Annotated in this window: 10 protein-coding genes; all 10 read right to left on the reverse strand. The window is 36.6% G+C overall.

All coding sequences use genetic code 11. The features are described 5' to 3' along the window. Positions 1-159: 159 nt before the first annotated feature. The 10 genes from EI546_RS13365 to EI546_RS13410 all read right to left on the reverse strand — a co-directional run bounded on the left by EI546_RS13365 (position 160) and on the right by EI546_RS13410 (position 15,243). A complete protein-coding gene (locus EI546_RS13365; RefSeq protein ID WP_128251011.1) occupies positions 160-1,344 on the reverse strand; it encodes an ABC transporter permease in 1,185 nt (394 codons plus the stop codon). Between the two features lie 75 nt (positions 1,345-1,419). Further along, positions 1,420-2,385 carry an HlyD family secretion protein gene (locus EI546_RS13370; RefSeq protein ID WP_205649740.1) on the reverse strand — a complete coding sequence of 322 codons (966 nt, stop codon included), beginning with the start codon at positions 2,383-2,385 and terminating at the stop codon, positions 1,420-1,422. A gap of 141 nt (positions 2,386-2,526) precedes the next feature. Next, complete coding sequence (locus EI546_RS13375) at positions 2,527-3,900, reverse strand: TolC family protein (protein ID WP_128251012.1); 1,374 nt, start codon at positions 3,898-3,900, stop codon at positions 2,527-2,529. 309 nt (positions 3,901-4,209) lie between these two features. Next, complete coding sequence (locus EI546_RS13380; RefSeq protein WP_128251013.1) at positions 4,210-4,770, reverse strand: Crp/Fnr family transcriptional regulator; 561 nt, start codon at positions 4,768-4,770, stop codon at positions 4,210-4,212. Positions 4,771-4,950: 180 nt separating this feature from the next. After that, positions 4,951-6,543: a DUF6770 family protein gene (locus tag EI546_RS13385; RefSeq protein WP_128251014.1), complete on the reverse strand. Its 1,593-nt coding sequence runs from the start codon at positions 6,541-6,543 to the stop codon at positions 4,951-4,953. A gap of 3 nt (positions 6,544-6,546) precedes the next feature. Beyond that, positions 6,547-7,842 (reverse strand): M48 family metalloprotease, encoded by a 1,296-nt coding sequence (locus tag EI546_RS13390; RefSeq protein WP_128251015.1) that lies wholly within the window; start codon positions 7,840-7,842, stop codon positions 6,547-6,549. A 420-nt stretch (positions 7,843-8,262) separates the two neighbouring features. After that, entirely contained in the window at positions 8,263-9,750 is a 1,488-nt protein-coding gene (locus EI546_RS13395; protein WP_128251016.1) for a T9SS type A sorting domain-containing protein, read from the reverse strand. A gap of 935 nt (positions 9,751-10,685) precedes the next feature. Beyond that, complete coding sequence (locus EI546_RS13400; protein ID WP_128251017.1) at positions 10,686-13,925, reverse strand: CHAT domain-containing protein; 3,240 nt, start codon at positions 13,923-13,925, stop codon at positions 10,686-10,688. Next, positions 13,922-14,656 (reverse strand): tetratricopeptide repeat protein, encoded by a 735-nt coding sequence (locus EI546_RS13405; RefSeq protein WP_128251018.1) that lies wholly within the window; start codon positions 14,654-14,656, stop codon positions 13,922-13,924. Before EI546_RS13405 ends, EI546_RS13400 begins: the two co-directional genes overlap by 4 nt. 11 nt (positions 14,657-14,667) lie before the next feature. Next, complete coding sequence (locus EI546_RS13410) at positions 14,668-15,243, reverse strand: RNA polymerase sigma factor (RefSeq protein ID WP_128251019.1); 576 nt, start codon at positions 15,241-15,243, stop codon at positions 14,668-14,670. Positions 15,244-15,294 lie beyond the last annotated feature (51 nt).

Consider the following 15,294-nt stretch of genomic DNA (forward strand, 5'->3'; position numbering starts at 1 on the left):
AAATAGCTGTTCTTAATAAATGATTCTTTCCAAGCGTATTTCTGCTGCTGATGTGATGTTAACTAGTGTTTATACTCAAATAGGTAGGCAATATATCAAAAAGTATCAGTATCATAAAAATATCTTAAAAAGGATTGTTTATGCGCACAAGCGTGGCCATTACAAGTCCGAATAAATAATAGTCGTTTTGTTTTTCTTTCCAAACAACCAAATTTTCATCTGAAGCAATAGCACCATAACCAAAAAAGAAACTGTTGTAATTAATAACAGCATTCCTATTTCTCCTTTTATTGCTGACAAATCCCCACCATAAAACGCAATTTTCCGGAAGCCGCTTAAAAATTGTGTGAGGGGGATATACTGCGCAATATTTGTAATCCAAACTGGGATCGCCATGGTTGGCCAAGTAAATCCGCTGAGAATAAATGCTGGTGTAGAAATAACCATCAATAATTCCGTAGCCTTTAATTGACTTGGGATTGCGATTGAAAACAACATTCCGATAGCCATTGATGCCAAAGTCAAAAGAGTGGCTAAAACCAACATTGGGAAATTAAAGATGCTTGCATCAATCTGAAAATACGGGAAAAAGAAACTTATTGCCAACCACATTAACGGCAACATCAGTAAAAATGGAGTGGCTTTCAAAGTGATATGATATAGAGAAGATTTGCTCTCTTCTATCAAACTTCCAAAATATCCATCTTCAAAATCCCTTGCAAAAACCAAAGCCATAGCCAAGAATATCACCTGCTGCATAATTCCTGCCAATAATCCAGGTAACATAAACGTTACATAATTTCCTGTGGAGTTATAGAGTTTGTTGAAGTTGATTTTAAAACTTTCGTAGGAACTATATGCTTGTGCGGGGTGCATTCCTTGTTTTTTAAGCCCTTCTATTTCCATCCCTGCATTAAGGGTCATTAAAACAGATTGTATATTTTTACTAGCGGTATTAGCGTTTAGGATATTTGCCATATTCAAATCAACATGTATTTCTGGATGTCTTTTTTGAAGAACGTCGGCTTCAAAACCATTTGGTATAGTGATTACCGCTGCGTATTGTTTTACGGGCATTTCTGCGACGATATCACCAGCGGAATAGCGCACATCGCTCACCAATAATCCTTCATTATCATTAAAAGCATCGATAATTTTGTCGGTTGTTGGACTGCGGTCCTGATCGATGATCACTATCGGCAAATTGACCACTTTTGCTTGCTGGTACACATATCCAAACAGAAATCCGTAAAGTATCGGCGCACCAAAAAAAATGGCAAGCAACACATTGTTTGAAAATATACGCTTGAACTCTATTCCGACTAATTTTTTAAACTTTTTCATTATTTCAATACTATAAAATGAAAACTTCTTGATTTTTTTCTCTACTCTCTACTCTCACCACTCACCACTCACCACTCACCACTCACCTCTAATCAAAACCGTTGCATTCAAATAAAACGTCATATCCTCGACATTTTCAGTAGGAACCACTTTCAATTCATAAATGGATTCATCCAATCCGTATAGCGGTGCCGTACTGGTGATATCCGCATATTCTGCCAATTGGTTTATCGCGATTATTTTCGCTTGAATCACTTCTTTGGTATACGGATTTTCCAATACTAAATTTTGATCTATTTTAAAGTCATAGATTTTAGATTCTGGAATGGTGAATCGGAAATACACACTGTTTTTTCTATACCCATTAAACAGGCTGTATCCTGGAGTTAGCAATTCCCCTTCCTTTAAGCTGATGGTCTCTATAGACATATCTGCCGGAGCGATAAGGTATTTTTCATTTGCAGCGGAAGTTACTTCCTGTTTTGCCCCCAAGGCCCGGTCCAATTGCCCCTTGGCCTGTTCTATTTGCTCGGCACGGGCTCCTTTTCGCACTTCTGTGCGTTTGGCTTCCAGAGCCTCAACCTGTGCCTGTGCCATAGAAAGTTTCATTTTCACCTCATCAAATTGCTGTTGGCTGATCAAGGAATCCTTAACCATATTGTTCAATCGGTTATAGGATTCCTGTGCAAATTGCAATTGGGCTTTTCCTGAATTCAGTTGTTGTTCTATCTGGCTTAATTGTTCTGTAGTAGCGCCGTTATACGCCATATTGAGCTGTCCTTGTGCGGAGGTGATTGCCCCTTCAGCTTGCATCATCTTCGCCGCCACCTCGGGGATGTCGATATAGGCGAGTGTATCTCCTTTTTTTACTTCCTGTCCTTCGGTTACATATATCTCTGAAATCCTTCCGCCCAGCTTGCTGCTGATGGAAATGGTTTCAAATTTCACTTTTCCTCTTTCCGAAGTAACCTTTTCATTACTACAGGAATTTAAAACAGCCAAGGAAAGAAGGCTTAATACTATGGTTTTGGTCATTTTCATCTTTGTGATTTTAATTATTGTCACCCTGAGTCCTTCGACTCCGCTCAGGATAACCTAAGGTCGAAAGGTCATCGAAAACGTCTCGACTGCGCTCGACGTGACAATCTTTATCTTGAATTTAATTAGAGATTATTTTTCTATTTAATATTGTAATATTCCCTTTGCGTGAAGCAATTCCGTTCCTGCACGTTGTTGATCGAAATAGGATTCTTGTAATTTAAAGTTAGCTTTCTCAAGATCAGTCAATGCATCCAATACATCATTTATCGACGCTAAATCGTTTTTATACTGCTTGTTAATCATTTCATACGTGTCCTCGGCCAACTCGATTTCCTTTTCCACTATTCTTGAATTTTGCAAGGTGGATTGATAAGTCTGTTCCGCTTTTACAATGCTTAAATCGATCATTTCCTCCGCTTCCTCAATTCGCTCTCTATAAATCTGGCTTTCCAATTTTGATTTTCTAGCTTTTAAACGCGATTGGTTTCCGTCGAACACATTCCATTGTATCCCTACGCCCACATACCATTTTGGATCTAAAAGCGAGAGATAGTCTTCGATAAATTCATAATGCCCCTTTAAAGCAATCTTCGGAATAAAATTACTCTGTTCCATTCTAGATTTGTATATGGTAGCTTGTTCTGCTTCTTCCAAAGCTTTTATTTCATTTCGTTTTACAATATTAGAAGTAGCATTCAAAGTGAAAGATTCTAGTTGAGGCCTTAAGATTCTTAAGTTTTCTTTGGATTCTCCCGTAAGCTGATATAACACTTCAATTAAAAGGGTTTTGTTATGTTGAAATTCCAATTTTTTTCCTGCCAATTGCTGTTGTGCCAATTCTATTTTTTTTCTTCCTATGGGAGTTGCCAATCCGTTTTCAATGGCTTTTTTTACGAAATGTGCTTGTTCGTCAAGGTGCTTTTCAGAAGTGGTCAAGACTTTTTCCGAAGCATAGACTAAGGCGAGTTTGTCATACGTTTCAATAATTTTTAAAGCGAGCTTGTCTTTTTCCGCCATTCCTAAATAGTTAATTGAGGATTCCTTGTGTTTGCTGGCCTTTATGGCATTGGTAGCTTCCAATCCGCTGAATAGAACCCAATCCACATCCACGGAAGTTTTTAGAATGTTTTTGTCCTGGAGATTTGGCGTATCCTTTAATGGAATCCCCTCGGGAAAGGGTGCATTAAAAGGCAGTCCCGCACCTTCTTTAATTAAGAGTTTTTGGGTGGCGACCAATAGGTTTTGGGTGTCCTCATCAAAAGTGATGTCGTCGTTTAAACGGGTATAGCTTCCATTTAAGGTGATTTTGGGAATAAAAACCGATTTGGCCAATCGTTGATCCACTCTGGCCTGCTCTGCTTCAATGGATTTAATGTTCACAGTTTGGCTTTTGTTCAAACCTTTGTTTATCAAGTCCTGAAGAACAGGATCCATTTGCTGTGAAAAACCTATCGCTGAAAACAGACCAATTGAGATGCCCATTACGATATTGAATATGCCTTTGTTGAATTGCATTGCTGCTCATTTTTAATTACAGTGCAAAGTTCAGGCGAATGGGGATGTTTTCCTTTGACCTATATCAAAAATCGATTTTTTGAGACAGACACAAAGATGTAGAATGTAGGGAGGGATGTTTCTGAAAAAGGTTTTTAGAGCAGTGACGTTTCTAGCTGGAATAGGTAGAACGAGAATGGATTTTTTATCGCAGGAGGCATGGAGGACGTAGAGAGTGGTTAAGAGTAAGAAATAAATAAAATGATTTTTCTATCCATTATTGTTGGAATTCTTTACATTTTCAAATCCCCAATCCCCAATCCCAAACTCTTATCCTCTTCGAATCCGACTGAGGGTTTCTTGGGTCATTCCCAGATAAGAAGCGATGTGTCCAAGCGGTACACGGTAGGAGATGTCTGGAAATTCAGCGAGCATATAGTCATAGCGTTCCCTTGCTGTCTGAAATTGAATGGCGTTTAATTTATTCACCACCTTTGTCAGCATTTCTATGGAAACCAATCTGCCCAACTGTTCCATTTTTTGGTATTTTGCAAAGAGCAGATCCATTTCTTCTTTGGAAATGGAATAAAGAATTGAATCTTCCAAAGTTTCCAAATAGTATAGGCTTGGGGTCTGTTGAAAAAAACTGTCAACAGAGGTCATAAATTTTCCGACTCCAAAAAACCACTGGGTTACCTCCTTGCCATCTTCTTTAAGATAATAACTTCTGCCCATTCCTGTTTCCACGAAATATAGTTTTTTACAGATTTCACCTTGTTCGATCAGCCTGGTATTCTTGGAAATGTTTTCCTTTTCAAAATGTGAGGTAATATCTGCTAGTTCCAGAGTAGAGAAAGGTACAAGAGAATGCAGAAATTCAGATAGATTCATTGAGGCTAGAAAGCTGGATTTTATTAAAATCAAATATATCGAAAATATGAAGATCAATTGTTGAATAAAGACTTATTAAAAGTCACAAAATAATTGCAATTCTATTAAAATAGAAATTCCTTCAAAATATCATCTTCTGCTTTGAAGGAATTTTATGAAGGCTTCCTTGTCCTTCTGGTTTTAATAATTTATTTTTTCCAAGCGCATTTCTGCCCCATTTTTTTCAGAATATTCCTGAAGAAGTATCGAACCGTTTTTTGCCTTAATTGGTACTATCATTCCATCGGTTGTGGTAAGGTTTAGTTTATCGTATTCAAACTCTCCGTCCACATAGGTAACTATACCAAGAACCCAAGATGGATCTCTTTTACGCTTAATTTTTCCTCCTTCTTTTTCGTTATTTGCATAAAGTATTACGTAATTGCCGTCCTCATCCAATTTCTGAGAAAAGTAATAATCGAATGCGCCGTACCTTTGCAGTCTTTGGCCGGAGATTTTTTGCCCTTTAATAATATTCTGCATCTTTTCGGTCTTCTTGAAATACTTTACTTTCATTTCTGGATCGAATTCCATTACATAAAAGTCCAAAATTTCTGTATTTGAGGCGGTTTTATATCCTTCGGCAATACCAATGGTGTTTCCATTTTTTAAGGGAATAAAATTTTGAAAAAGGATTTTGCCATATTTAGGAATGTTGCCAAATTTATCCTTAAAAGTGAAATGAGAATTTAGGTTTTCCCATAGCAAATAGTTCCGCTTTAATTCCTTTCCGGTTTTTTTGTCAATGATCAATCTGGCATAACCCAAAGTTTTTTCGTGAGTGAAAACTTTATCCTTTGGCTCATATAAATAATTGTAGATCACCAAATAATCTCCATCGATTTCCATTTTAAACTGGCTCATTCTATAATTTGGATCTTCTTCTGTAACCTTCCCCATTAATTTGCCAGATTCTAGACTGTAAATTTCATAGGAACTTAGTTCGGTTACTGTTTTGTTCAGATTCTTTTTTTCCAAAACTAAAGTTGAATTATCCGAAGACCTTACGCGGTAAACACCCGCATCCTTTTTATCTGCATTGATTTCTGAAGTCCAGATTACTTTAAGGTTTTCATCTAAAACAGAAAATGATTTTACCCCTGCCTTTATTAAACTATGATAATCTTTATTACCAGACTGAATGAAGGGGATTTTATAAGTTGAAGGGGAAAAGAGTACAAACTTGCCATCATTAATGGGGATTAAGGATTGGTTCTCCTTCATTTCCTTTACTGAAAAAGTATCACCCGCACTTGTTTCCATTTCGGCAATTTCGTTATCCTGAATAAAGAAAGTTTTGGATAGGGTAAAGTTGTCGAGATTTATTTTTCGGTATCGTTCGCGAAAATAGTCGGACGTAACTTGGGTTTGCATAAAGTACTCATTGTCCAGATTATCATGAATACCAAAATAGAGTTGATTCTTCTTCTTTTTTACAAAGGAAAGTCTTGCTCCAGTTTTAATCATGAAATTTTTGTAAACGCCTTCGGTAAAAGTTCCGGAAGTTATTTTATTTAGGTTTTTGTCCATAACCACATATTCCATATCATAAACTTCCCGGCTTTTTCTGTCGAATTCATACAAAAGGAAATAACCAAATACGTCGTCTTTATTGTCTTCATAGATAATTCTGGAATCTACAAAGCTACCAGCAGAAAACTCACGTAGCTTTTGAATTTGGGCAAAGGAACTTGAAAGTATAAAAAGGAAGAGGAGGGTAAAAGTTTGTTTCATGGGTTAGGCTTTATAAAGATTAATCAATTCATCCATTTCTTTTCTTCGCAATTCTCTTATAAAATATAAGAAGGTATTATAGCTGTCTGAATTTCGAGGATTGAGTCTGTCCAAGTGCCTATCCAAAGTATAGGATTTTTGGGCACTTTGAATTTTGAGCAAATTCTCTGAAACCAGGTTTCGCAAAAATTGGTTTTCAGGCTCCCATTTAAGAAGCAAAAGTGTTTCATAAAGGGATTTTCCATATTCCTCGATGACATACAATCCAAGCACATCATTGTATTTACTCGCGAATTGAATAGTTTTAAATTCTTCTGAAGCCTCCTGAAGCTTATTTTCCTGAACCTCAAAATTCGTTTTTATAAACTCGGCTCTTATCTTACAATCTGGATGGGTTTTTAAGGAATCTATAGTCCAAAATTTCGGCGTGGTGTCATATTTATAGCTTTCCAATTCCCCATTGACAATCCATTCTTTTTTAAAGGGAAGTTGCTCTGTTTCAAAAAGTGAAACATAGTCCTCCACGCTTAGAGAATCAGTTTCTTTATCTACAATTTCCAATAATTCCAAGGTTTTTACCACTTCATATTGATAGTCTTTATAGGCGTTTTTAAACAGAATAAACCCTAATGAATCGGCCTCTTGCTCCAATTTTCTTTTGTTTTTGGAAGAGCCGTATATCAAGTTTTTATACAAGGTTATGGATTCGCCCGCTCGGTTGTATTTCTGCTTCTTAAGTTCCTTGGTTTTTTTGATTAAATCTTCAGATTGCTTTAAGGAAGCATTGGCGATCATCCCGTTATAGGAATGCTTTAAAATGTTATGGGCAATTTCGTGGCTGATAATATAAGCCAATTCATATTGGTTTCTTATTTTCTTGAGGAGGGGAATGTAAACAACAACGATATCATTTCCGATTGCATAGGCGTTTGGAGCTGTGCCATAAGACAAAAGGATCTGAGTGGTTTTTAGAGAAGCATAATCTGGATTATTGTTTTTTAAATTTTTTAAAATCTTATCCAATTCATTTCGATACAAGCTATCTTCTACAAAATATCCTTTGTCAATTGTTTCTTTAAATCCGTCGGTTACTTCCTTATATATTGAACCCACTTCTTTCCTAACCTTCGGATTGGTTATTTGTTTTTGAAAGATTTGCGATTGGTCTGAAACTCTTTTTGAATATAAAGTTTTTAAATTTTTCCGGTAAGTGACATTGGAAGTGTCAATTGGAACGAAATTTTGTGCTTGGATTGATTGAGAAAAGATTATGAAGAATAGGGAAATTACGAATCTCATTCTACTTTTTTTAATATCTTGATAAATAGAAATCAACTTTCTAATTAAATGTATAATTATTTGGGTTATTAAACCTTTCTTAAAAAGGTTTTTGTCGTCTTTTTGGGAAACAGTAATGAGAGGCAATATATTAAATACTAAGTAGAAATCATAAAATTGTCTTAAAATAAAAATTGGAATGTTGGAATGTTAAATAGCGGATGAGGAGGGACGCCAAACTGGAGACTGTTTGTGCAGTGTTGGATGATTGGGGGGGTTGGGTTAGTAAATTATCCTGTTCACCCACTCCTTAGGAATAATAAAAGATTTCATTTTCCATTTTGATTTTACAAAAGATTTGTTCGATAAGCTTGGAATAAAAAATGCCCCATATTTCAGGAGCATTTCCGGTTGATTTAAACCTTTCGGGCTAATAAAAATTTATTGTTTTATAATCCTAAAAGTTTTCGATCCTTCTTTAGCAGTGCTTACTTTTACGAAATAGACTCCTGCGGAAGCATTTATTTCTTGGGATATCGCTTTTGTTGAAGTATATTTTTCTGTTGATACAAGTTGACCTAGAATATTGTAAACTGCTATGCTAACATCTGTGTATTCTTTCCCAAGATCAATCTCGAAATTGCGCTCAGTTGGGTTTGGGTAAAGGGAAATACTCGAAAATGTGTTTTCAGTTATTTCTAAATTTCCATCATATCGAAAAACCCGTAGTTGCCCTGCGCTTTGGCCATTGTTGTTATTTGTTATAGATCCTGTGCTTACCGTATTGCCTGATTCATTTAGATCCAAGCCACGGCCGCTATCATCTCCTGTGCTCTGTCCAAAAATAGTTTGTCCCAGTTGTACCCAATCCCCATCGGTGTATTTAAAAACTCGAGCACTACCATGACTTCCGCTCCCTTGGGGTCCTTTTAAACCTCTAAAGGCGATTATATTTCCCGCATTGTTCATGGCAACATAGGAACCAATTTTATCATAATCCCACGTTCCATCTATATTAGAGCCCTTTTGAACCCAGTCTGATCCATTCCAAGAAAACATTCTTACTCTTCCTATTTTATCACCATTCTGACTAACGTATTGGCTTTCACTCGTAATAATTGTAGAGCCATCTGCGCTTATATCTACAGATGAACCGGAATTGCCATTGGTTTGCTCTCCTGGAATATTAACTCCTTTTTGGATCCATTCTGTTCCATTGTATTTATAAATTGAGGTTACGCCATTTCCGTTTTTTCCAGCATCCGCATGTGGCGATCCAGCTACAAAAGTATTTCCATCCGCGCTTAATTTTACCGAAAAACCAAATTGATCACCCGGCGCACCGCCATTTATGTTCGAGCCCAATTTGATCCAAGAACTGCCATCCCAGCCAAAAACACGTACCTGTCCAGTTGTGGATCCCACACTCATAGATCCGATTGCAACTCTACTGCCATCAGCACTAATACCGATTGCGCCTCCACTTTGATCGTGAGGACCCTCGCTTGGGATTGTAGCACCTTGTTTTATCCAATCGCTACCATCAAAGTAATATACACGAACATGACCGGAATTACTTCCGCTATCACCATTAAAGGGTGCTCCAATTGCCAGAGTATTGCCATCGGCACTTAGGGCAACACGACTACTGTTGTCTTCTGCTCCCTCTCCATCAATATCACTTCCTTTTTGTGTCCAATTTGATCCGTTAAGAGCAAATACCCGAACATGGCCGGCCCTATAGCCTCCATCGCTGTTGTATAGCGCTCCTACTGCCACGGTATTTCCATCTGCACTTAGGGAAGAATGGGAGCCACAAAAATCACCCGCGGCTTCCCCATTTATGTCATTGCCCAACTGTATCCAGTTTTGGGCAGAAACAGTTAAACAGAAGAGGCTCATTATTGATAAAAGTAAAAATTGCTTCATAATATTTGGTTTTGGAATTATTAAAATTGATGTATATATACCTATCGCAATAAATGAAAAAGGTCATCAAAAGGAGTTGGAATATTTTTTTCCGAACAAAACGGATGCCTATTTATTATTGACCATAAAAAATGGAATGCCTAGTTTTCAATAAATAAAAAATGCCCCGTTCCTGGGGCATTCTGGCTATTCTAGATCTTAAAGACTATTAAAATCATAGTTTTATAATCTTTAAGGTTTTTGATAATTTCTTATCAATATTCACTTTTACAAAATAAATTCCTGCGTAAGCATTTAATCCTTTGGATATATTTTTTGACCGAAGCATATTTTTCAGAAGAGATCAGTTTTCCGAACATATTGTAGATATGAACAAAGTGCAGACTGAAATAGGTCGTCAGAAACTCAAATCGAGAATTTTAAATTAAAGGAGGAGATCAAGGAAAATAGATAAGAGTGAAATTTTTGGGAGAACAGGCAACTAAATGAAAAAACCCACAAGAAACGCATAATGTTAAATTGCGGTTTCCTGCGGGTAGGCTCACAAGAGTTGAAAGAATTATTATCTCTATTTTAGAAAAAAACAAATTCCTTCCAGATGGTATTTATCCTCCTCAAAACAAACACTGATCTCACTTGTGATTTTCACTTTTACTCGTCGTTAAAAAAACTTATATAATCCTGAGTTTTATATATCCTAACTGTAAGCACGGACATCCTTTTGATGGTTTCTGCTTGTCTAACGATACTGTTGCAAAAGGTCATCACTTTTTAAAAAAATATGGTGGGGAGCTAACTAATTACAGTCGATAAAATTATGAATTGTGGTTTTTAACAAATTGGTCTTAAAACCTAGCCAACAAAAGGTAATACCAAATTATGGAATAACTTTTAAGAATGAACCCTATGGTTATGGGCTATTCTATAAGCACTCTTTAAATTCTCCGTTTTTGATAAAAATAAACAAATATTAATGAAATCAACCCCAATCCCAGAATCCACCACCAAATGGGGTTAGTATTATTTTGCAAATGGAGCGGACTTGTATCCCCAACCAACACCAGTCCTGCCCAATATTGCGGTGCGGCTCCTCGTCCCTCCACTGTAGATAGGTATTTAAATTTGGCTTTTTTGAGTGCCTCATCTTTTGGGAGCCCATCGGAAAGATAATCATAAAAATATCCAACTATTTTGCTGCTGGAAACTTCGTCTATGTTCCATAAACTAGTCAGGATGCTTTCACTGCCCGCATAATTAAAGGCATGCGCTAAGCTAATCGCGCCCTCCCCCGCTTGGTAGGTTGGTTTGCCAGTTTCGCAAGCGGTCAATATTGCGAGGTTTGAGGAAAGGTCTATATTGTAAACTTCATAAACATATAAAGAGTTGTCATCATAAGTTTCTCTATCCTTTGACTTTTTTGCAAAGAGTAGTCGGCTAAGTTCAGGTGTAATGTTATTGGATTCAGCATGGGTGCCAATATGGATTATCTTATGGTCCTTGGCCTTATTTACGAAGAGAGTTTTACTGGCATTTTCATTCATAAAATATTCTCCATCAAACGTTTTCGCGTACTGTTTTATCAAATTTTCACTGAAAGGTTGCGGCAGTAGGGTTAAATACATTTTGTCCAAATTCACGGAATCTTGAAGACCCAATCGATAATTCTGTTTCATTTTTTTGTTGAAACCAGGAGCAAAGCCTACATAATTTTCCGAATAATCGATAATCTTTTTTCTGTCTTTATACAGTAAAAGACTGAAGTTATAGGAAATGTCATATTTTGCCAATAAACTGTTGGTTTCAAATTCCTTAAAATTCTTTATCGGTTTTGGTGTAAGCATTTCAAAGCTAAGGTTGAATAATTCCCTATCTGGAACTATAATTATTTTCCTGGTTTTAATATAGGGCTCGATGGGTTGCCACAGTTCATTATAAAGATTAAATAGCAGCGGACTCTTCTTTTCTACGGAAAAATCCTCCACGTTAAGTTGCTGGACATAGTTTTTAACATTGCTGCTGCTAAGTAAAACAATATTTTTCTCGGTATGGGAAACTATATAGGCGTATAACTGATCTTCAATAAAAAAATAACGGACGATGGTTGTATTTTCGGGTATTTTTTGCTGTAGATTTTGAATAGGTTTTTCTACGGTTCCATAGCGCATTTTATAATATTCCGGATAATCTTTTTGTAGGGAACCTAAAAAGTTTTCCCACTCCTCAGATGCGTCTATATAGGCATCAATCCCTCTTTCGGTATCTCCGATAGTTGTGGCAATACTATTTTTTAAATGGGTTTCCTTCTCCAAGACCCGTTTGGGAACATTTTTAAATGCTATATTTTCCCGGAGACTTAGGCGAGAACGTATTCTGCTGTAAATGGCCGATTCATGAAGCGAAATTACTTGATCTATATAATGAACGTCTTTCGTAGTTTCATAGAGTTCCAACCTCAACTTTTTTGCGAGATTAAAAAGTTCCTCATTGTCATTTATCAGTAAGGTAACATCCTCATGGGTCGTCACTACTTTCTTGCGTTGATCCAAGATGGAAATGGCTTGATCTATTTCCGAGAGGTATTGTTTTAAAATTTTTGGAGATTTGTTTTCTGAAAGATTGTATTCTGAATTGATTTTGATCAATATAGCTGGGGGTTTTCTATATTGAACTAGGATGGAATCCAAACCGCTCATTTTCCTTCCATCTGCCATCAGATTGAAATTAATAGCCTCGTTACTATACTTCAGAGCATTTTTATAATCCTTTAGTTCAAAATATACTTTAGCAATATTTTGAATGTGATAAAATTCCTGAAGTGTATTTCTAAAGCTTGATGCTCTAATGTGATTATAAGCTTCAAAAGCCGTTGCTATTGCCTTTTGGTCCTCCCCAATCTTCACATAAAATTGTGATAACATAATTAAATGATCTAAAAAGTTTTGCGAAAAATTACCATTGGATGAATTTCTATAAACTTGGTCTCCTTTTTCATAAAATTTTCTGGCCAACTCCATATTACCAGTTCGTTCATATATTGTTCCCTTTACAGAATACAGCGCTGCCTTCCAGTAACTATCCTCATCCGGTCTCTGTTTATAAAGTTCCAAGGCCAAATCAGCATGTTTTGTCGCATCCTCATAGTCTTGGTTTATAGTTTTGGCCTGTGCCAATATAATGTGGGAAATTATAATGGGCATATCATTTTCCGGATACATCTTTTGTTTTTGTGCATACGAATATTCCATGATCTCCTCGCTTCTCTTGTATTCTCCCAAAGTATTATGGTACGATGCCAGGTTATCCAGAATGCTATAAATAAAATTCCGAGCTTGTCTAATATAAAATTCGTCTGTAGTTTTTTCAATAAATTCCTGAAGATCTTCGATGGCTTCATACGAAATTGTAATAGCTTCCTTGTTTCTTCCCAAGGCATTCAAAAGAACAGACATATTCAATTTTATAAGACTCGGTCTGAACAATTTGTTTTTTAAATCCGTAGTGTCCGTTTTTTTAAGAATTTCCAGAGCCTCCTGAAAATAAACTTGGGCGCTGTCCAATTTAGCTTCTTGCCAAAGAAGTCCACCAAGGGAAACGTAAACCTGATTGTAAAAAACATAATCATCATTTCCGCTCTTCTTTAGGAGAGCCAACGATTTGTTGTAATGCTTTTTTGCAAGAGGATAATTGCCAATTTTAAATTTATAGTATCCCAGACTGTATTGGACGGAGGCTGCATCCGTGTTTTTAGGATCGGTAATATGAGAGGTAGGTTCCACGGCCTCCAGCATGAGGTCATATGCCTTTATGTGCTGTCCAGCGTTATCGTAGATATAGGACATTTGTTTATAAGCCAAGGCAATCAAATGCGGATCTTTGTTTGCCGTGATGTATCCGGTCAATTCCTTGGCCTTGGCGATCGCTTTTTCTGTATTGTTGTCATTAAGTTTGAAGTGCCCCTGAAACCGGATATATTCTATTAAGCTATCATATTGTTTCTCCGCTTTATATAATTCGATATTATCTGAAACAATTGTCTTGGCCTTTTTGAGAGAATCTTGGCTAATTAGGTTTCGGATATCGTTTACGGAATAGGCTTTTTCTTGGGAATGGGCAGGAATAATGCTAAGTAGGCAAATGCTGAAAACCGCACGGACTATTCTTACCCTTATTTTCATTGGTTCTCTAGCTGCTTGAGAAGTTTATCATTATCTGGTGACGGATTATTCCGAAGAAGTATTTCCGCCTTCTTAAAATTCCCATCTTTTATTTCTGCCAAGGCGGCATAATAAGCCGCTTCTTGCTCAAACATTCCGCCTTTATAGAGTTCCTGGTTTCTCAGATATTCTAAAGATTCTACCGTATTACCCAGCGCCAAATTTGCCACCCCCAAAAAATAATTCAGGGTATCGTTATGTGGTTTGGCGGGCAATATTGTGTTCCATTTTGCGATGGCTTCTTTATAATTTTCCTGTTTATAGTCCAACATACCTTCGTAGAAGCCATAGTTGCCAATGGTGCTCATTTTAAGAGGCAATCCAATATCAGGCTTAAAATTTTCGGCAAATATCTTTTCCCCTGGTGTCTTTGTATTAAGCATCCAAAAGATTCCAAATAAGACAATGAGTGTTGCTGCGACAGAATAAAAGAAAACTGACATTTTCAATCTTTTGATTTTGGGTTTTCTTGTCACTTCCTCATCAACGTCCACCTCCGTTTGGAACTCTTTAATTTTGGACATTCGAATGCAGTCCTCGATGTCCTCCCGCGTTTCCTTGACGTATTTTATTTTTTCATCCAGGTTGGGTATTTGATCAAGAGATTGTTTAAGATGGGCAGTTACTTCTCCTGCCTCGTTTTTTTCAAGGTAGGTTTCAATTGCATTCCATTCTTCAAATTCTATTTTCATTGGGGGATTCATTATCTTTTTTCTTTTGCAAGGGCAATCTCTCTTAATTTTTGAATGCACCTATATTTTTTGTTTTTTGCCGAGTTTTCTTCCAGTTCTAACTTCTCGGCAATAATTTTTAATGGCAGTTTATAAAAGTAAAATTGAGTAAGCAGCTCTTTACAAGCGGGACCTAAACTTTCAAACGCAGATAAGGTTATAGACAATTTTCTATCCTTATTTTCCATTTCCAAGGGATTGGATTCGTCCACAGCAAGATTTAAATTTTTTGCATCCATAGAAATCGTTCTTTTTCTTGCAACACCTCGAGTCTGATCTATCCATTTGTTTTTGGCAATCGTAAACAAATACGCTTCAATCTGTGCTCTGTTCTCAGGTTTAAATTTTCTGGAACTCAATTTTTTCCAACATGCAAGGTAAGCCTCTTGAAAAATGTCCTTACAGTTGTCTAGGGAACCACCATGTTGAAGGATATAACATTTTATTTTAGGGTATTCCGTTTTGTAAAATTCTCGCATAGGAATCTCCTTATTGGTCAAAAATGCGTCCAATAATGCAAAATGCTCTTGTTTTATTGTGTCTCCCATATAAAGTATTGGGAAATATACAATATTTTTCACATAAAATCATGATATACA

The sequence above is a fragment of the Aequorivita sp. H23M31 genome, from assembly GCF_004022485.1.
Classification (GTDB): Bacteria; Bacteroidota; Bacteroidia; order Flavobacteriales; family Flavobacteriaceae; genus Aequorivita; species Aequorivita ciconiae.